General features: G+C 68.6%; 16 protein-coding genes. 12 read left to right on the top strand and 4 right to left on the bottom strand.

The window, feature by feature from the left end; all coding sequences use genetic code 11:
• Position 1 precedes the first annotated feature (1 nt).
• The 10 genes from ehuD (at position 2) to IT40_RS01885 (ending at position 10,244) form a co-directional block, all read left to right on the top strand.
• Positions 2 to 661, top strand: a complete 660-nt coding sequence (gene ehuD, locus IT40_RS01930; protein ID WP_036749846.1) for an ectoine/hydroxyectoine ABC transporter permease subunit EhuD — start codon at positions 2 to 4, stop codon at positions 659 to 661.
• Positions 658 to 1,401: an aspartate racemase/maleate isomerase family protein gene (locus IT40_RS01925; protein ID WP_036749844.1), complete on the top strand. Its 744-nt coding sequence runs from the start codon at positions 658 to 660 to the stop codon at positions 1,399 to 1,401. The genes ehuD and IT40_RS01925 overlap by 4 nt, the downstream gene beginning before the upstream one ends.
• Positions 1,398 to 2,348, top strand: a complete 951-nt coding sequence (gene eutB, locus IT40_RS01920) for a hydroxyectoine utilization dehydratase EutB (RefSeq protein ID WP_036749841.1) — start codon at positions 1,398 to 1,400, stop codon at positions 2,346 to 2,348. The genes IT40_RS01925 and eutB overlap by 4 nt, the downstream gene beginning before the upstream one ends.
• Complete coding sequence (locus IT40_RS01915) at positions 2,345 to 3,322, top strand: cyclodeaminase (protein ID WP_036749838.1); 978 nt, start codon at positions 2,345 to 2,347, stop codon at positions 3,320 to 3,322. The genes eutB and IT40_RS01915 overlap by 4 nt, the downstream gene beginning before the upstream one ends.
• Before the next feature lie 11 nt (positions 3,323 to 3,333).
• Positions 3,334 to 4,515: an ectoine hydrolase DoeA gene (gene doeA / locus IT40_RS01910; RefSeq protein ID WP_036749836.1), complete on the top strand. Its 1,182-nt coding sequence runs from the start codon at positions 3,334 to 3,336 to the stop codon at positions 4,513 to 4,515.
• A gap of 4 nt (positions 4,516 to 4,519) precedes the next feature.
• Positions 4,520 to 5,530 (top strand): N(2)-acetyl-L-2,4-diaminobutanoate deacetylase DoeB, encoded by a 1,011-nt coding sequence (gene doeB, locus IT40_RS01905; protein ID WP_036749833.1) that lies wholly within the window; start codon positions 4,520 to 4,522, stop codon positions 5,528 to 5,530.
• On the top strand, positions 5,527 to 6,978 hold the full coding sequence (locus IT40_RS01900) for an NAD-dependent succinate-semialdehyde dehydrogenase (protein ID WP_036749831.1): 1,452 nt from the start codon (positions 5,527 to 5,529) through the stop codon (positions 6,976 to 6,978). The genes doeB and IT40_RS01900 overlap by 4 nt, the downstream gene beginning before the upstream one ends.
• Complete coding sequence (locus IT40_RS01895) at positions 6,978 to 8,348, top strand: aspartate aminotransferase family protein (RefSeq protein WP_036749829.1); 1,371 nt, start codon at positions 6,978 to 6,980, stop codon at positions 8,346 to 8,348. Before IT40_RS01900 ends, IT40_RS01895 begins: the two co-directional genes overlap by 1 nt.
• Positions 8,349 to 8,549: 201 nt before the next feature.
• Entirely contained in the window at positions 8,550 to 9,185 is a 636-nt protein-coding gene (locus IT40_RS01890; protein WP_036749826.1) for a transferrin-binding protein-like solute binding protein, read from the top strand.
• Positions 9,186 to 9,194: 9 nt separating this feature from the next.
• Positions 9,195 to 10,244: a hypothetical protein gene (locus IT40_RS01885; RefSeq protein WP_036749823.1), complete on the top strand. Its 1,050-nt coding sequence runs from the start codon at positions 9,195 to 9,197 to the stop codon at positions 10,242 to 10,244.
• A gap of 20 nt (positions 10,245 to 10,264) precedes the next feature.
• On the opposite strand, the gene IT40_RS01880 is transcribed toward IT40_RS01885, so the two are convergent.
• Positions 10,265 to 11,101 carry a hypothetical protein gene (locus IT40_RS01880; protein WP_036749821.1) on the bottom strand — a complete coding sequence of 279 codons (837 nt, stop codon included), beginning with the start codon at positions 11,099 to 11,101 and terminating at the stop codon, positions 10,265 to 10,267.
• Positions 11,102 to 11,384: 283 nt separating this feature from the next.
• Between IT40_RS01880 and IT40_RS01875 the strand changes: the two genes are divergently transcribed.
• Positions 11,385 to 12,434, top strand: a complete 1,050-nt coding sequence (locus IT40_RS01875; RefSeq protein WP_036749817.1) for a glycosyltransferase family protein — start codon at positions 11,385 to 11,387, stop codon at positions 12,432 to 12,434.
• 155 nt (positions 12,435 to 12,589) lie between these two features.
• Here the strand turns inward: IT40_RS01875 and IT40_RS01870 are convergent, their stop codons facing one another.
• The 3 genes from IT40_RS01870 to IT40_RS29860 form a co-directional block, all read right to left on the bottom strand.
• The gene (locus tag IT40_RS01870; RefSeq protein ID WP_036749813.1) at positions 12,590 to 12,859 is read right to left on the bottom strand and encodes a hypothetical protein; all 270 of its coding nucleotides are present in this window, start codon (positions 12,857 to 12,859) and stop codon (positions 12,590 to 12,592) included.
• Between the two features lie 81 nt (positions 12,860 to 12,940).
• The gene (locus tag IT40_RS01865) at positions 12,941 to 13,468 is read right to left on the bottom strand and encodes a hypothetical protein (RefSeq protein WP_147278972.1); all 528 of its coding nucleotides are present in this window, start codon (positions 13,466 to 13,468) and stop codon (positions 12,941 to 12,943) included.
• A 113-nt stretch (positions 13,469 to 13,581) separates the two neighbouring features.
• A complete protein-coding gene (locus IT40_RS29860; protein ID WP_052095682.1) occupies positions 13,582 to 16,458 on the bottom strand; it encodes a BapA/Bap/LapF family prefix-like domain-containing protein in 2,877 nt (958 codons plus the stop codon).
• Between the two features lie 234 nt (positions 16,459 to 16,692).
• On the opposite strand from IT40_RS29860, the gene IT40_RS01855 reads away from it, so the two are divergent.
• On the top strand, positions 16,693 to 18,684 hold the full coding sequence (locus IT40_RS01855; RefSeq protein ID WP_052095681.1) for a hybrid sensor histidine kinase/response regulator: 1,992 nt from the start codon (positions 16,693 to 16,695) through the stop codon (positions 18,682 to 18,684).
• The last annotated feature ends 117 nt before the right edge of the window (positions 18,685 to 18,801 follow it).

Here is an 18,801-nt window from a genome sequence, read left to right as displayed (position 1 = left end):
GATGGAATGGGATTGGGATTTCGCCTGGTCGATCATGCCGACCCTGCTGGCCGGCTTTCGGATCACCCTGATCGCCACCGCGCTTGGCGCCGTGGTCGCTGCCGTGCTGGGGCTGGTCTTCGCCATCCTGCGCCGCTCGGCCAACCGCGCCGTCGCCCGCACCACCGGCTTCGTGGTCGAGTTCATCCGCGGCACGCCGCTGCTGGTGCAGCTTTACTTCATCTTCTACGTGCTGCCCGACCTGGGGCTGCGCCTGCCGGCGCTGACTGCGGGCGTGATCGGCATGGGCCTGCATTACGCCACCTATGCCGCCGAGGTCTATCGCGGCGGCATCGAGGGGGTGCCCCGCGGGCAATGGGAGGCGGCCAAGGCCACCAACCTGACCACGCGCCAGACCTGGCTGCACGTGGTGCTGCCGCAGGCGGTGCCGCCGATGATCCCGGCGATGGCCAATTATCTGCTGGCCATGTTCAAGGAAACGCCGCTGCTGTCGGCCATCACCGTGCTTGAGCTGATGAACCAGGCCAAGTCGGTGGCCAACAGCTCCTATCGCTATGTCGAGCCGATGACGCTGGTCGGCGTGATGTTCCTGGTCGTCAGCCTGATCTCGGTGGTGGCGCTGCGCTGGCTGGAACGCCGTTATGGGAGGATTTCGCGGTGACTGTCCTGTCCGTTCCGGTCGCGCTGGACGACCGCCCCCTGCCCCGCCGCCTGGGCCTGGTGACGCTGGCGACCGACCACACGACCGAAGTCGATTTCGCCGCCCTGCCGGCGCATGGCGTGGGCGTCTATGCCAGCCGCATCCCCTTTGCCAACCCGGTGACGCCCGAGACGCTGGCCGCCATGGCCAAGGACGTGACCGCGGCGGCGGCGCTGATCCTGCCGGAAGAGGATCTGGATGCGGTGGTCTACAGCTGCACTTCGGCCTCGGTGGTGATCGGCGACCAGGCGGTGCGCGACGCGATCCGGCTGGGCAAGCCCTCGGCGGAACCGATCACGCCGATCTCGGCCGGCTTCGCGGCGCTGCGGGCGCTGGGGGCGGACAGGATCACCCTGCTGACGCCCTATACCCCGCGCACCACCCAGCCGATGGCGGAATGCTTCGAGGCCGGCGGCTTTGCCCTGCAGGGCGTCTCTTGCCTGAACCTGACCGATGATCGCGAGATGGCGCGGATCTCGCACGCCACCATCATCGAGGCGGCGCGTGCCGCGCTGGTGCCGGGCAGCCAGGCGCTGTTCATCGCCTGCACCGCCGTCCGCGCTTGCGCGATCATCGACCGGATCGAGGATGCGGTCGGCGTGCCTGTGGTCTCGGCCAATTCCGCGACGCTCTGGGCCGCCGCGCGGGCCTGCGGCGTGACCGGGCCGGTGGCTCCGGGCCAGTTGATGAGGCTGGCATGACCGTGACCCTGGACGACATCCGCGCCGCCGCCGAACGCATCCGCGGCCATGTGGTGGAAACGCCGCTGCTGCGCGATGAGCTGCTGTCGGCGCGGCTGGGCCAGCCGGTCTGGCTGAAATGCGAATACCGCCAGACCACCGGCGCCTTCAAGCTGCGCGGCGCGACCAATGCGATCCTGTCGCTGCCGCCCGAGGCGCTGACGCGCGGCGTCGTCACCGCCTCGACCGGCAACCATGGCCGGGCGCTGGCCCATGCCGCCCGCGCGCTGGACGTGCCGGCCACCGTCTGCCTGTCGCGGCTGGTGCCGGGCAACAAGGTGCAGGCGATCCGAGATCTGGGCGCGCAGGTCCGCATCGCCGGCGCCAGCCAGGACGAGGCCATGGCCGAGGTCGCCCGCGCCGTCGCGCAGGAAGGCATGACCGAGATCCCGCCCTTCGACCACAAGGCGGTGGTGGCGGGCCAGGGCACCATCGGCCTGGAAATCGGCACGGCCGAGGCGGTGCTGGTGCCGCTGTCCGGCGGTGGCCTTGCCGCCGGGGTCGCGGTGGCGATCAAGGCGCTGGCCCCCGGCACGCGGGTCATCGGCCTGACCATGGAAAACGGCGCCGCCATGGCCGCGAGCCTGGCCGCCGGCCATCCGGTCGAGGTCACGGAAACCGCCAGCCTGGCCGACAGCCTGGGCGGCGGCATCGGCTTGCAGAACCGCGTGACCTTCGCGCTCTGCCGCGCGTTGCTGGACGATGTGATCCTGCTGACCGAGGCCGAGATCGCCCAGGGCATCCGCCATCTCGGCCGCGCCGGCCATGTCGTCGAGGGTGCGGCCAGCGTCGGCACCGCCGCGCTGCTGGCGGGCAAGGTCGTCCCGCAGGGCCCGACCGTCTGCATCCTTTCCGGCGCGAATATCGACCCCGCGCTGCACGCGCGCATCATGGCGGAGGCCGCATGAGACCGCCCGTAACCATCCTGACCGAGACCGATCTGCGCGCCCTGGTGCCGCTGGACGCCGAGGCCGTGGCCTGCATCCGCGACGCCTTCGTGGCGCTGGCGACCAAGGCGGTGGCGATGCCGCCGATCCTGCGCCTGGACATCCCCGAACACCGGGGCGAGGTCGATGTGAAGACCGCCTATGTCCCCGGCCTCACGCATTTCGCGATCAAGATCTCGCCCGGCTTTTTCGGCAACCCGGCGCTTGGCCTGCCCTCGACCAACGGCATGATGGTGGTGCTGTCCGCGACGACCGGGCTGGTCGAGGCGCTGCTGCTGGACAACGGCTATCTGACCGACGTGCGCACCGCCGCCGCCGGGGCGGTGGCCGCCGATGCGCTGGCCCGGCCGGATGCGGCGACGGCGGCGATCCTGGGCGCCGGGATGCAGGCGCGGATGCAGCTGCAGGCGCTGGCGCTGGTGCGGCCGCTGGCCGGCGCGCGGGTCTGGGCGCGCGATCCCGCCAAGGCGCAAGCCTTCGCGGCCGAGATGACCGCCGCCCTGCGCATTCCGGTGATCGCCGCCGCGACTGTGGCCGGGGCTGCGCGCGGCGCAGATCTGGTAGTCACGACCACGCCCGCGGAAAAGCCCATCCTGGCCGCCGCCGATGTGGCGCCCGGCACCCATGTCACCGCCATGGGCTCGGATGCCCAGCACAAGAACGAGATCGCGCCGGACCTGATCGAGCGTGCCTATTATGTCGCCGACCGCCTGTCGCAGACCCGCGAGCTGGGGGAACTCCACCACGCGCCGCTGGCCGGGCAGGATTTCCCCGAGCTGGGCCAGATCCTGGCAGGGCAGCGCCCCGGCCGGACCAGCCCCGAACAGATCACCCTGGCCGACCTGACCGGCACCGGCATCCAGGACACCGCCATCGCCACCCTGGCGCTTGCCCGCGCGGGCAAGGCCGGGGCCGGCCGCAGCTTCACCCTGTAAGAGAAACCGCCATGACAGACGTCGCATTGAAGTTCACCCGCGAGGAATATGCCGACCGCCTCGCCAAGACCCGCCGGGCGATGGACAAGGCGGGGGTCGATCTGCTGATCGTCACCGATCCGTCGAACATGAACTGGCTGACCGGCTATGACGGCTGGTCCTTCTATGTCCATCAATGCGTCGTGGTGCCGCCGGATGGCGAGCCGATCTGGTATGGCCGCGGACAGGACGCGAACGGCGCGAAGCTGACGGCCTATCTGAAGCCCGAAAACATCATCGGCTATCCCGACCATTACGTGCAGAACCCCCAGATGCACCCGATGGACTACCTGTCCGGCATCCTGCGGGACCGCGGCTGGGGCACGAAGCGCATCGGGGTCGAGATGGACAATTACTGGTTCACCGCCGCCGCCTTTGCCAGCCTGACCCGGAACCTGCCCGACGCGACGCTCAGCGATTGCACGGCGCTGGTGAACTGGCAGCGCGCGGTGAAATCGCCGCAGGAGATCGCCTATATGCGCAACGCCGCCCGCATCGTCGAGGCGATGCACGCCCGCATCCTCGACAAGGTGCAGGTCGGGATGCGCAAATGCGACCTGGTCGCGGAAATCTACGACGCCGGCACCCGCGGCGTGGACGGGATCGGCGGCGACTATCCGGCCATCGTGCCGCTGCTGCCCTCGGGGCGCGATGCCTCGGCCCCGCACCTGACCTGGGACGACAGGCCGATGAAGGCCGGCGAAGGCACCTTCTTCGAGATCGCCGGCTGCTATCACCGCTATCACGTCCCGCTGTCGCGCACGGTGTTCCTGGGCCAGCCGACGCAGGCCTTCCTGGACGCCGAAAAGGCCACGCTGGAGGGGATGGAGGCCGGGCTGGCCGCCGCGAAGCCCGGCAACACCTGCGAGGACATCGCCAAGGGTTTCTTCGACGTGCTGGCGAAATACGGCATCGTCAAGGACAACCGCACCGGCTACGGCATCGGCGTCAGCTATCCCCCGGACTGGGGCGAGCGCACCATGTCGCTGCGCCCCGGCGACCGCACCGTGCTGCAACCCGGCATGACCTTCCATTTCATGACCGGGCTCTGGCTCGAGGACATGGGGCTGGAGATCACCGAGTCGATCCTGATCACCGAGACCGGCGTGGAATGCCTTGCCGATGTCCCGCGCCAGCTGTTCGTGAAGGACTAGCGCCATGTTGCAGATGCAGCTTGCGCCCTCGCCCATCGCGGCGACGGTGGATTTCGCGGCGCCGGGGGTGCAGCACGGCTTCCTGCGCCTGCCCTATTCGCGCGACGATGCGGCCTGGGGGTCGATCATGACCCCGATCACCGTGGTCAACAACGGCGAGGGGCCGACGGCGCTGTTGACCGGCGCCAACCACGGCGACGAATACGAGGGGCCGATCGCGCTTTTCGACCTGGCCGCGACCATCCGGGCCAAGGACGTCACCGGCCGCATCATCATCGTGCCGGCAATGAACTACCCGGCCTTCGCGGCCGGCACCCGCACCTCGCCCATCGACCGCGGCAACCTGAACCGCAGCTTTCCGGGCCGGCCGGACGGCTCGGTCACGCAGAAGCTTGCGGATTATTTCCAGCGCGTGCTGCTGCCGATGGCGGATGTGGTGCTGGATTTCCATTCCGGCGGCAAGACGCTGGATTTCCTGCCCTATTGCGCCGCCCATATCCTGCCCGACAAGCGGCAGGAGGCGGCGGCCTTCGACCTGGTGCGCGCCTTCGGGGCGCCCTGGTCGGTCAGGATGCTCGAGATCGACGCGGTCGGCATGTATGACACCGCGGCCGAGGAAATGGGCAAGACCTTCGTCACCACCGAACTGGGCGGCGGCGGCACCGCCACCGCCCACACCGCCGGGATCGCCCGGCGGGGGTTGCGCGACCTGCTGGTCGCGGCCGGGGTGATGCGCGGCGAGGTCGAAGCCCGGCCGACGCGCTGGCTCGACATGCCCGATGCGGATTGCTTCACCTTTGCCGAGGATGGCGGGCTGATCGAGTTCCTGGCCGACCTGGGCGATGCCGTGGAACAAGGCCAGCCCGTCGCCCGCATCTTTCCGGTTACGCGCACCGGCCTGGCCCCGGTCGCGGTCCATGCCCGCCGCACCGGGCTGATGATGGCGCGGCATTTCCCCGGCATCGTGAAACCCGGCGATTGCGTCGCCGTCATCGGCGAGGAGGTTCAGCCATGATCACCGACAAGACCCTGATGCGCGAGGATGCCTTCGTGAACGGCGCCTGGGTGGGCGGGGCGCGCTTTGCCGTCACCGATCCCGCGACCGGGCAGCCGGTGGCGCAGGTGGCGCGGCTGAATGCGGCGCAGGCCCGCGCGGCGGTCGATGCGGCGCAGGCGGCCTTTGCCGGCTGGTCGGCGCTCTTGCCGCAGGAACGGGCCGCCGTGCTGATGCGCTGGCACCGGCTGATCGTCGATGCGCGCGAGGATCTGGCGCGGATCATGACCGCCGAGCAGGGCAAGCCCCTGTCGGAATCGCGCGGCGAGATCGACTATGCCGCCAGCTTCGTCGAGTTTTATGCCGAGGAAGCCAAGCGCCCGAACATCGAAAGCGTGACCTCGCATCTCTCGACCGCCGAGATGGAGCTGTGGCGCGAACCGCTGGGCGTCGCGGCACTGGTCACGCCCTGGAACTTTCCCTGCGCCATGATCACCCGCAAGGCGGCGGCGGCGCTGGCGGCGGGCTGCACCGTGGTCGTGCATCCCTCGGCCGAGACGCCGCTGTCGGCGACCGCGCTGGCGGAACTGGCGGATCGCGCGGGCTTTCCGGCCGGCGTCTTCAACGTGGTGACGGGCGAGGCGCCCGAGATCGTGGGCGCCTGGTGCGCCGATCCGCGGGTGCGGGCGCTCAGCTTCACCGGCTCGACGCAGGTCGGCAAGCTGCTCTATCGCCAAAGCGCCGAGACGGTGAAGCGGCTGGTGCTGGAGCTGGGCGGGCACGCGCCCTTCATCGCCTTTGCCGATTGCGACCTCGACCTGGCGGTGGACGAGGCGATCAAGGCCAAGTTCGCCACCTCGGGCCAGGATTGCCTGGGCGCCAACCGCTTCCTGGTCGAGCGGCCGGTCTATGACGAGTTCTGCCGCCGCTTCACCGCCGCCGCCGCCGCGCTGACGCTGGGGCCGGGGGGCGAGGATCGCGACCTCGGCCCGCTGATGAACGAAGGCGCGGTCAGGAAGCAGGAGGAGCATGTCGCCGACGCGCTGGCCCGCGGCGCGCGCCTGCTGACCGGCGGCAGCCGCGATCCGCAGGGGCCGCTGTTCTATCGCCCGACCGTTCTGGCCGACGTGCCGGCCGAGGCGCTGATCTTTCGCGAGGAAACCTTCGGCCCCGTCGCCGCCATCGCCCCCTTCGACACCGAGGACGAGGCGGTGCGCATCGCCAACGCCACCGAATACGGCCTTGTCGCCTATGTCCACAGCCGCGACCCGCGCCGCATCTATCGCCTGTCCCGCGCCCTGGAGTTCGGCATGGTCGCGGTGAACCGCACCAAGGTCACGGGCGCGCCGATCCCCTTCGGCGGCATGAAGCAATCGGGCCTGGGCCGCGAGGGCAGCCGCCACGGGCTCGAGGCCTTTACCGAGATCAAATACGTCTGCCGCGACTGGGCAGAGACAAGGAGAGCGTGATGCTGACCAATGACGAGCTGTCCAGATGGGACCGCGAAAGCCTGTTCCACCCCTCGACCAACCTGGGCCAATTCGCGCGCGGTGAAGGTCCGCAGCGCATCATCGCGGGCGCGGAAGGCGTCCATATCATCGACCGCGACGGCAACCGGCTGCTGGACGGCTTTGCCGGGCTCTATTGCGTGAACGCAGGCTATGGCCGGACCGAGATCGCCGAGGCCATCGCCGCGCAGGCGCGCGAGCTGGCCTATTACCATGCCTATGCCGGACATGGTTCGGAAGCCTCGATCACGCTGGCGAAAATGGTCATGGACCGGGCGCCGAAACACATGGCGCGGGTCTATTTCGGCCTGGGCGGCTCGGACGCCAATGAAACCAACGTCAAGCTGGTCTGGTATTACAACAACATCCGCGGGCTGCCGCAGAAGAAGAAGATCATCTCGCGCTGGCGGGGCTATCACGGTTCGGGGCTGATGACCGGCTCGCTGACCGGGCTGGAACTGTTCCACAAGAAATTCGACCTGCCGCTGGCGCAGGTGATCCATACCGAGGCGCCCTATTACTATCGCCGCAAGGACGCCGGCATGTCCGAGGAACAGTTCAGCGCCCATTGCGCCGAGGAACTGGAGCGGCTGATCGCGGCCGAGGGCGCCGACACCATCGCCGCCTTCATCGGCGAGCCGGTGCTGGGCACCGGCGGCATCGTGCCGCCGCCCAGGGGCTATTGGGATGCGATCCAGAAGGTGCTGGCGCGACACGACATCCTGCTGATCGCGGACGAGGTGGTGACGGGCTTCGGCCGGCTGGGCAGCATGTTCGGCAGCGATCACTATGGCATGACCCCCGACATCATCACCTGCGCCAAGGGCCTGACCTCGGCCTATGCGCCGCTGTCGGGCAGCATCGTCGGGCAGAAGGTCTGGGACGTGCTGATGCAGGGCACCGACGAACATGGCGTGCTGGGCCATGGCTGGACCTATTCCGCCCATCCCATCGGCGCGGCGGCGGGCATCGCCAACCTGCGGCTGATCGATGAGCTGGGGCTGGTCGAGAATGCCGGCCGCGTCGGCCGCTACCTCAACGACCGCATGCGCGGGGCGCTTGGCGATCACCCGAACGTGGGCGAGATCCGCGGCGAGGGCATGCTCTGCGCCGTCGAGCTGGTCCGCGACCGCGACACGCGCGGCTTCTTCGACCCGGCCGAGGGCATCGGCGGCAAGGTCGTCGCCGCCATGCTCAGGCGCGGGGTGATCGCGCGGGCCATGCCGCAGGGCGACATCATCGGCCTGGCCCCGCCGCTTTGCCTGACCGAGGCCGAGGCGGAGGTGATCGTCGATGCGACCGCCGAGGCGCTGCGCGAAACGCTTGGCTGAACCTGCCGGCGGGCGGCGGCCTATGCAGCTGCCCGCCGAATGCGCCGCCCGCAACCCATGCGGCCGCGGCCGCGACGATGTCGCCTTGCAAGAATTTCGCGCCCGCCTTCACCCAAACGGGTGACGACAGTCCCCTGCCCCCGGCCCTGTAATCGGAACCGGGCCTTGCGCCCGTGATTTCAGGCTTTCTTGGAGGGTTCCATGCAGACGGGCAAGATCTTCGGCAGCGTCCTGGCCGCGTCAATCACGCTGGCGCTGGCAGGTTGCGGCGGTAGCAGCGGGTCTGGAGGCGGCGGCGTGCCGGGTGGTGGCGGCGGCACAGCGGACGGCCAGACCTTTCTGGAACATGACGGGCCGTTGATGGAGATGGAGGGCCGCACCGCAGCCCTTGCCCCGACCAGCACCGCCGCCATGCCGACGACGGGCAGCGCCACCTATGACGGCTATGCCTTCGTCGAAATGAACATGACCGGCGGCCCGGTCGCTGTCGGCGATCCCGGATACGAGGCCGCGAACGCCAAGATCGCGCTCAACGCGGATTTCGCCAGCAGCAGCGTTTCCGGGCAGATCCACGAGGTCGGCGTCGAGGACGGCCCCACCCTGACCGGCAGCCTGCCGATCACCGGCGGCAGCATCAGCGGCAACGGCATGACGGGCCGCGCGGCGGGCACGCTGGGCGGCGGCGACCGCGGCGACATCGGCCTCGACCTCGCGCTGGACGGGACGTTCAGGGGCAGCGCCGCCGAGGCCGTGCGGGGGACCATCACCGGCACGGTCGAATATGACGGCGCCACGGGCGCGGTCTTCGGCGACAGCGGCTTCGCCGCCGAACGCTGATCCCGCCGAATGCTGCCCGCATCATGGAAGGCGGGCTGGCGGGCCCGGGTCTTCGCCAGCCTGCTGCCCTGCCTGGCCTCGCCCGCCTGGGCAGAGCAGCCCGACCGGACCCAGGCGGCGCTGATGTCCGGCTCGCCCCGGCTGGCGGGTTTTGCGCTGATGCGCGACCGTCCTGCCGGGCGGGCGCCGTTGCTGGCGCGGCTGCTGCATCACGAAGGGATGCTGCGCGACGGCCGCCCGCAGCCGGTCCTGCTGTCGCGGCACCTGACCGCCCGGCCGCTGCTGCGATGGGACGACAATATCAACGGCGGCATCCCCGGCGAAAGCCTGACGGTCGGGGGCATCGACCTGACGGTCAGCCCGGAAAGCCGCGCCCGCGGCGGGCTGGTGCTGGGCCTTGCCGCCTCGGCCGGCGCAAGATACCGGCTGGCGCCGGGGCGGGTTCTGCGGCTGGCGGGCCAGGCGACGGCGGTCTATTCGCCGCGGCACGATCTTTCGCGCCAGGATCTGGGGCTCGGGGCCTGCCTTGCGCAGCACCTGGGCGAATGGCGCTTTGTCGACCTGTGCGGCGGCTACGCCTTTGGCCGGACGGATCTGTCCGAAAGCCATCTGGCCTGGACCGGCCTGCGCGGCACCAGGCTATTCGAGGCCGCGGGCGCCCTGCACGAGATGTCCCTGGGCCTGCGGCAGACCTGGCGCAAGGATTATCGCCAGGCCTTCGCGGACCTGTCGCTCGGCAGCGCCGTTTCCGGGATCGGCGCGGTCGGGCTTCAGCTTTCCGCCGGCGAAAGGGTCGCCGGCCACAACGCCATCCGCTATCGGGCGGGGCTGTCGCTGACCCGCCCGGTCGGCAACCGCCCCGTGACCCTCGGCATCGGCTGGCAACGGGAAGAGGGCTCTGCCGTCTTCGGCACCCCGCGGCGGGACGATGTCCGCACCCTGGGCATCGAGGTCGCCCTGACGCCGAAATTCACGCTGCTGCTGGCGGGGCAGCATCGGTCGTCGACGGTCCCGATGTATGACGAAAACCGGGTCATGCTGGATGTCCGCTGGCGCTGACCGCACGGCGCGGCAGCCCCTCAATTGAAAAGCCGCCGGCGCCAGTAGCCCAGGAAAACCCTGGCCCGTCGCAGCAGGGGTTCCCGGCGCTGCATGTAGTATCGCGCATTTTCGTAAAGGTAATCGTCCTGGTATCCCCGAAGGAATGGGGAGATCCTGTATCCCTTGCGAAAGGAATCCCGGATGCGAAGCAATCGCAATCCCCATTCCTGGCAATGAAAGATGCGAATGTCCTCGCCATTGACAAGACGCAGCCCCCAAAGGCCGTTTTCCGCCACATAATCCTCGGCCGCGCCTTCGACCAGGAACCTGCCGTATTTCGACTCGGAATCTTGGGTTCCGGCCTGGAGCGTCCTCCAGATTTCCGGCTCGATCACCAGGAAGCAATTGCTGATGCTTTGCGTCAGCATGAATTCCGGCCTGGGCGTAGGCCGGTCCGCGCGATAAGGCAATGTGCTGCCGGTCATGAAACAGGCACCTGTTTCCTTCATCAATGCAAGGGCCGCGTCCTGCCAGGTCACATTCCGGGCGCGATAGGGAATGGTATCCAATCGCACCACGCATCCAAGATCGGCCGTTACCGCATCGAACTGCTTTTCCAGAAGCTGCTGTTCCGAATCGGTGGTTTCCCGCGGCGTCGTCCTGCCCATGTCATGCAGGCGAATGCCATGCGCTTCGCATAGCTGCCGGACGCGGGTTTCTATGCCGGGATCCTTGCCCAGATGCACGACCAGCTCGGCAATCGGATGGTCGAAAAAGGCAATCCAATCTTCAAGGATCACGCAATGATGCTCTTCAAGCACAAAGGTCAACAGCGCGACTGACGGAGCCTCGGGCGCCTTGTCAGATATCAGCATGCAGCATTTCCAGTTTGCAGAAACAATTACCCCGGCCGATCCTAAGGATACCGGCACGGAATGCGAGCGAAAAGAGGCTTCGCCGTAAATCTGCGCCCATCGCCTGCCCCCTTCGCCGCGGATTCCTGCGCCCCTGGACGGCCCGCCGGCCTGCACGCGGCGCCGTCTGCTGCGGTATCCACATACCAAGCATGCCCGGAAAACCCGGCTGCGCCGTCAAGTGCTGCGTTGACACCCGTGGCTTTCTTCAACATGTTTCCTGGAAATCAGCTTTCCGGGTGCCATGGTGCGTCGCTATCTTTTCCTGTGTCCCGACACGCAAACGGCATCGGGCGGGATTGCCGTCATCTATGACACGGTGGCAGCGCTGTGCCGGGCGGGCTATGAAGCCGCCATCCTGCACAACAGCCCCGCCGCCGGCTATCTGGACCATCCCGACAAGCCGCCGCTCTGCTATACCTATGACTATTATATTGCCCGGCAAAAACAGGGACTGGACGGTCGGCGCGCCCGGCTCATGTCGCCCTTTATTCTCATGGGCGAAAAACTTCGCGGCGGGCCCCTGAAACCCTGGCGGCCGGGGGTCGAGGATATTCTGGTCATACCGGAGTTCATGATCACCGCGGCAATGACGGCTTTTCCGCAGTCCCGGCTTGGCGTTTTCGTGCAAAACCCGTTCGCCTTCCAAGAGGCACATGCGGAAGCCATGGAAAGGGGGCTCGACATCCGCGAACGCACGGACTGGTTCCTGGGCGTTTCGCAAATATGCCTCGATCAGTTCGAACTTCTGAATATCCAGACCGGCCATCACCTTCCCGTCTCGATGAAGCCCGAGGATTTTCCCTTTCGCGAGGAAAAGGAGCGGCTGATTACCTATATGCCGCGCAAACGCTCGGCAGAGGCACGCCAGATCGTCGATACGCTGGAGCGCCGGGGGAAATTGAAGGGATACCGGATTCAGGAACTCGACAATATGCCGCGGCTGGATGTCTCGGATCATTTGCAACGCAGCCAGTTCTTCATTTCGCTGCTGCGCATGGAATCGATCGGCTTCCCGGCGGCAGAAGCAATGGCGGCGGGCTGCATCGTGGTCGGCTACACCGGGCTTGGCGGGCGGGAATACTTCACCCCCGAAACCGGGGTTCCCGTGACCGAGGACGATACCCTGGGGCTTGTGCATGCGCTGGAGGCGGCGGTGGCGGAATATGCCGCCGCGCCGGCGCGTCTTGATGCCATCCGCCGCCACGCAAGCGCGGTGGTGAATGCCAATTACAACAGCGATACCTTTGAAACGGCGCTGCTGAAGATCTGGCGCGAACTCGATGCGGCGTAGGGGCCGCCGTCCAGAGGACGGCCTGGCCGAGGTAAGGCTGGCCCGCAACCCCTTTTCCGGGCAGCAGCACCCTGCGAATGCGGGGGCAAGGTCGGGGTATCGGCGCCCGCAGATGAAGGCCCGCTTCAGTCCTGGGGGAAATAGCCCGGACGGTTCTACCGGATCGCCAGCGTGATGGATTGCCGCAAGGATCGCAGCAGGAACAGCCCCACCGCCATGACAAGAATCGCGCCCATTCCACCCAGGGAATATGCCAGGAAAACGCCCAAAAGCGACAGGTTCAGGAAAAGTGCCAGGCTGACCCCCATCAGCCCTCCGGCTATCGCTGCCAAGATATAGATGACCAGCTCTCCGCCTGTAGAGCCGCAGTCATGGTCGAATGCTTCGCTGCTGGCAGTTTCGGAAAAACGGCACTTCGTCAACATGGCTACTCCTCGTCATATTCTGCCTTGGGCAAATGCGGATTGGTCGGCACGTTTCGAAAGGGCCGGGGCGCAAGCCCCGGTTCACTGCTGCGCGCTGGCCCGCCCCTTGAAGGGAATGAGGCAGGCGGTCGCCTTGATCGGCTCGGGTTCGGGCTGCGCCGCCGGCGCGATGCGGCCGATCTGGTCGCGCAAGCCGCTGAGCTGCCGCAGAAGCCCGCGGATATGCCATTCCAGATCGTCTATGTCCTCGTCGCGAAAGGCCTTGCCGTCGGCATAGGCCCGGCAATAGGCGATCTTGGCTTGGGCCTCGGAAAGCTTGCGTTCCAGGATCTTCGTGACCTTCGCCGGCGGCACGCCCGGCTGGTTCAGGTCCATGTCCTGCACATCCTCGAGCCCGAGTTCCCGGATGAAGCCGGCCAGGAATTCGGCGCTGTTGCCGAATTCGTAGAATGCGCTTTTCTGCGGCAGGTTATCCAGGGCGTATAGGCCGACCCGGCAATTCGGGTTCCTGTCCGTCAGCTCTATCGCCATGGCCAGCAGATCCGCCGAGTCCTTGCGGTGCCGCGTGCGGATCGCGATCATCATCGCGGAATCGACAATTCCAACCATTGTTTCCTCGGGATCGAACGGCCGGCCGCCTTGCGCGTCCTTCGCAGCCTTGCCGCCGGATTGCTGGGGGGCGGCGGGCGCGCCCGGCCTGGGCGCGCCCGCGTTTTCGTGCGTCAGGCGCCGTGCTCGTCGTTGAGGCTGCCGAGGCCGGCCAGCAGGCCGCCGCCCAGAAGCCCGTCGACGGCATCGCCCAGCGGCGCCAGCAGATCGCCGGCATTGCCGCTGCCAAGCAGCCCGCCAAGCGTATCGCTCACCCCGCCCAGCAGGTCGCTTTCGCCGCCCAGCAGCCCGTCCAGGGTATCGGCGACGCCGGCAATCAGGTCGTCGCTGCCGCCCAGCAGGTCGTTCAGCAGGCCGTCGGGATTGTCGCTGTCCTCGCCCAGCAGGCCATGGCCGGTCAGCTCGCCCAGCAGCCCGTCCTGGCCGGTAACGGGCGCAAGCGCCCCCTGATCGCCAACCACGTCGCCCAGCAGGCCGTTCGAGCCGCTGATGTCGCCCAGGGTGCCGTTGTTGCCGGTCAGCTCGCCCAGCAGCCCGCCATCGGCGAGGACCGGATCCAGCAGGCCATCGCCGGGCGCGACACCCAGCAGGCCCGTCAGCGTGTCGCCGACATTGCCCAGCAGGTCGCCTCCGAGGAGGTCGCCCAGCAGGTCGCCCTGGCCACCCAGGAGCCCGCCCAGCAGATCATCGCCGCCCAGCACGCCGCCGACAACACCGTCGAGCGTCCCGGTCACGGTGTTGAGCAAACCGCCTTCGCCGCCAAGCAGACCGCCCAGCAGGTCATTCCCACCAAGCACGCCACCCACGACGCCATCAAGCGTCCCGGTCACCGTATCCAGCAACCCGCCCTGGTCGCCCAGCAGCCCACCCAGCAGGTCGTTCCCGCCAAGCACGCCGCCGACAACACTGTCGAGCGTCCCGGTCACCGTATCCAGCAACCCGCCCTGGCCGCCAAGCAGACCGCCCAGCAGGTCATTCCCGCCAAGCACGCCGCCGACAACGCCGTCGAGCGTCCCGGTCACCGTATCCAGCAACCCGCCCTGGCCGCCAAGCAGACCGCCCAGCAGGTCGTCCCCGCCAAGCACGCCGCCGACAACGCCGTCGAGCGTCCCGGTCACCGTATCCAGCAACCCGCCCTCGCCGCCAAGCAGACCGCCAAGCAGGTCATTCCCGCCAAGCAAACCGCCGACCACGTTGTCCAGCGTTCCGGTCACGGTGCCCAGCAACCCGCCTTGGCCGCCAAGCAGGCCGCCCAGCAGGTCGTCCCCGCCAAGCACGCCGCCGACAACGCCATCGAGCGTTCCTGTCACCGTATCCAGCAACCCGCCCTGCCCGCCAAGCAGGCCGCCCAGCAGGTCATTCCCGCCAAGCAAACCGCCGACCACGTTGTCCAGCGTTCCGGTCACGGTGCCCAGCAATCCGCCCTCACCGCCGAGCAGCCCGCCAAGCAGGTCGTCCCCGCCCAGCACACCACCCACGACGCCGTCGAGTGTCCCGGTCACGGTGTCCAGCAACCCGCCCTGGCCACCAAGCAGGCCACCCAGCAGGTCATTCCCGCCAAGCACGCCGCCGACCACGTTGTCCAGCGTCCCGGTCACGGTGCCCAGCAAGCCGCCTTCGCCACCCAGCAACCCACCAAGCAGGCCGCCCTGGCCGCCCAGCAGCCCGCCGAGCAGGTCGTTGCCGCCCAGCACGCCGCCAAGCAGACCCGAGAGGCCGTTGGACCCCTCGCCGGCCGCCCCGTCCTTCAGCAGGCCGGTGCCGGTCAACTCACCCACAAGCCCTTGCGAGCCGGTGACGGAGCCCAGCAGCCCCTGGTCGCCGATCAGATCGCCCAGCAGCCCCTCGGAGCCGGTGATCGCGCCCAGCAGGCCGCCGTTGCCGGTAAGATCCCCCAGAAGCCCGCCATCGGCCAGAACCGGATCGAGAACGCCGGCGGAACCGTCCACCCCGTCACCCAGGAGGGGAACGCCCAGCAGGCCACCCCCCAGCCCGCCCAGCAGCCCATCCTGGCCCAGCAGGTCGCCCAGCAAGCCGTCCGAGCCGGTGATTGCGCCGAGCGGGCCGTCATTACCCGTCAGGTCGCCCAGAAGCCCGCCGTCACCCAGGATGGGATCAAGGAAGCCCTGCACATGGTCCGCGCCATCCGTCGGATCGGTTCCATCGGTCGGATCCGTGCCATCCGTCGGATCGGTCCCGTCAGTCGGGTCAGTGCCATCCGTCGGGTCGGTTCCATCGGTCGGGTCAGTGCCGTCCGTCGGGTCGGTCCCATCGGTCGGATCCGTGCCATCCGTCGGATCGGTTCCATCGGTCGGATCCGTGCCATCCGTCGGATCGGTCCCGTCGGTCGGGTCAGTGCCATCCGTCGGGTCGGTCCCATCGGTCGGATCCGTGCCATCCGTCGGGTCGGTTCCATCGGTCGGATCCGTGCCATCCGTCGGATCGGTCCCGTCGGTCGGGTCAGTGCCGTCCGTCGGGTCGGTTCCGTCAGTCGGATCAGTGCCATCCGTCGGATCGGTCCCGTCAGTCGGGTCAGTGCCATCCGTCGGGTCGGTTCCATCGGTCGGATCCGTGCCATCCGTCGGATCAGTCCCGTCAGTCGGGTCCGTGCCATCCGTTGGATCGGTCGTATCCGTCGGATTCGACGAATCGCCCGAGTTGCCGATGATGGTGCCGCCGCCGATGGCCGCCAGGGCGGCGGAACCCAAGGCCCAGACGCTGGCGGCGCCATCGTCGAACATGCCGGCGCCAAGGCCGGCCGCCGCCTCTTCGTCGCCATCCGCCAGGATGACCGTGCCGTCGCCCAGGACCAGCCGATGGGCCGTGCCGTCGGCCGCGGCCATGTAGAAGTCCTTGATCAGGAACTCGTCGCCGCTGTTCATCCGCACGATCAAGTCGCTGCCGGACCTGAGATAGCCGCCGACAGCCGCCGGTAACGCCGGAATGGTGACATCGATCAGCGTGCCAGCCTGAATGATGCTTTGAGCCATGGAATCATCCTTTTGGGGGCGGCCCTGGAGCAACGCGGGCCAAGGTAGAGATTTGGTATAGGGTCATATACGATAGTATGTGCCAATAACACATACTAAAGGACAGTCAAGCCACGACGGATCGCTTTCGACGATTCGCTGCCGGACAGGGGGAAGGCGCGCGATCCGGTCGCTCTTGCCGCGCCATCGCCCTTTGGCCAGAATCGCGTCGTTGCCGGGTTCACGAGGAAAGACATGACCGAGATTGCCGATACCGAGGGCCAGGAACCGGGCGAGCTTGCCCCGCTGCCGGCGGGGATGCGCAAGGATCTGGCCAATTCGGTTCGCCCCATCCTGCAGGCCCTGGCGCGGGTGATCGCCACCGACAGGCGCGCGGTGGTGCTGGCCAACCAGCGGGGCGAGATCCTGCTGGCGAATCGCTCGGCCCAGCAGCTGGGGATCGGGCAGGACGAACTGACCGCGCGGCTGGATTGGGCCGGGGCCTGCGCCCGCGCCCGGCGCTCGGGCAGCGTCTCGGCGCAATGGACCGAGAACGGCCAGAGCTTCGCGGGCGAGGTGGTGCATGTCCCCCTGGGCCCGGCCGAGGGCTATCTGCTGCGGCTGGCCGAAAGCGACCAGGAATCGACCTGGCTGCGCAACCGCGCGCGCTCGGCCATGCTGATGCGGGTGGCCCATGACCTGCGCACGCCGATCCAGTCGCTGCTGGCCTCGGCCGAGGCGCTGATGCAGGGGCCGGGCGGGGCCGCAGCGCCCGAGGACGCCGGCGCCAGGATGCGCCGCGCCGCCGAACTGGCGCTGGACCATATCAGCAACGTGCTGGCCGTGATCCGCGGCGAACAGAACCCGCGCGGCATCCAGCCGGACGAGGATTTCCGCATCGTCGAGGAAGTGGGCAGCCTGGTTGCCCTGGTCGAGCCGATCGCCAGCGCGCGCGCGACCGAGGTGCAGCTGACCGTCGACGCGCCGCCCGACCTGACGCTGCGCGGCCCGCTGCGCTTCGTGCGGGCGCTGTGCCAGAACCTGATCGACAACTCGGTCAACCATGGCGGCGGACGGGTGGAATTGCGGCTGTCCTGCGCGCCTCTGGCCGATCCGCTGCCCGGCGACGAGCCGGCGGCCGAGATCTGGCGCGTCGGGATCGAGCTTCTGGACGAGGGGGGCGGGCTGCCGCCGGCGCAAAAGGCCCGCCTGGCCAAGGCGCTGGGACTGCCGCTGGACGAGGCGGCCGTGCCGGCGACGGCCCCGGACAAGCGCCCCTCGGCCGGGCTGAACGTGCTGGCCCATGCGCTGAAACAGCTGGGCGGCCGGATCGAGATCCAGGATCGCGGCAGCGACGGCCTGGCCCTGCCGCCCGGAAGCCCCGGCCGGGTCATCGGCACCATCTTCCGCGTCAGCTTCAGCCTGCCGCGCGCCCCGGACATGCGCCGCCAGCCGCTGGCCGAGCCGGCGCAGCCCCAGCAGGCGCTGGCGGGCCGGATGCTGATGCTGGTCGAGGACAGCCCGGCCAGCCGCGACTGGCTAAGCCATCTTCTGCACAGCTTCGGCGCCGAGGTGGTGGTGGCGGGCAGCGGCCCCGAGGCACTGGCGATGCTGTCGCGCGACGAGCTGGCCGGCCGGGTCGAGCTGGTGCTGACCGACGTCACCCTGCCCCGGATGAGCGGGATCGAGCTCGCCGCCCGGCTCAAGGCCGGGGATCCGGCCTCGGCGGCGCGCTGGCAGGGCAAGGTGGTCGGGCTGACCGCCCATGCCGACGACCGCATCAAGGAGGCATGCCACCAGGCGGGGATGGTCTGCGTGCTGGAAAAGCCGATCCGGCCCGACACGCTGCGCGACGCCCTGGCCGGGATCCTGGCGGGCGCGCCGTCGCGGCAATCCCCCGGCGCGGCGCCGATCCGCTGCGAGGACGCGGCCGTCGACCCGGCCGCTGCCGCCGATCTTGCCGAGCGCGTCGGCCGCGAGGCGGCGCGCGGCTTCATGCTGCGGGCCCTGGCCGAGGCGCAATCCGTGCTGGACGAGCTGCGCCAGGAAGGCGTCGGCAAGGATACCGGGCGGCGGCTGCACGCCGCCACCGGCGCCAGCGGCCTGACCGGGCTGGTCCTGGTCGAACGGCGCCTGCGCGCCATCGAAAAGGCGGTCGAGGCGGGCCAGCCGGACCTGGAGCCGCTGTTCGCGCCCCTGGACGAGGCGCTGATGCAAAGCCGCCGGTCGGTCGAGGAGATGGCGTGAACGGGCTGTTCTCTGCCCGCGCGATGGGATACCTTGATCCTGCCGTGGGTAAGGGGGATGTGATTGCACCGGCATCACGCCGTTTCTGGATGTCACTCGACGGACCGCCGCCCCTGG

The sequence above is a fragment of the Paracoccus versutus genome, assembly GCF_000763885.1.
Lineage (GTDB): Bacteria > Pseudomonadota > Alphaproteobacteria > Rhodobacterales > Rhodobacteraceae > Paracoccus > Paracoccus versutus.
Note: the sequence above shows the minus strand (reverse complement) of the source record. Positions and strands in the feature narration are given on the sequence as shown.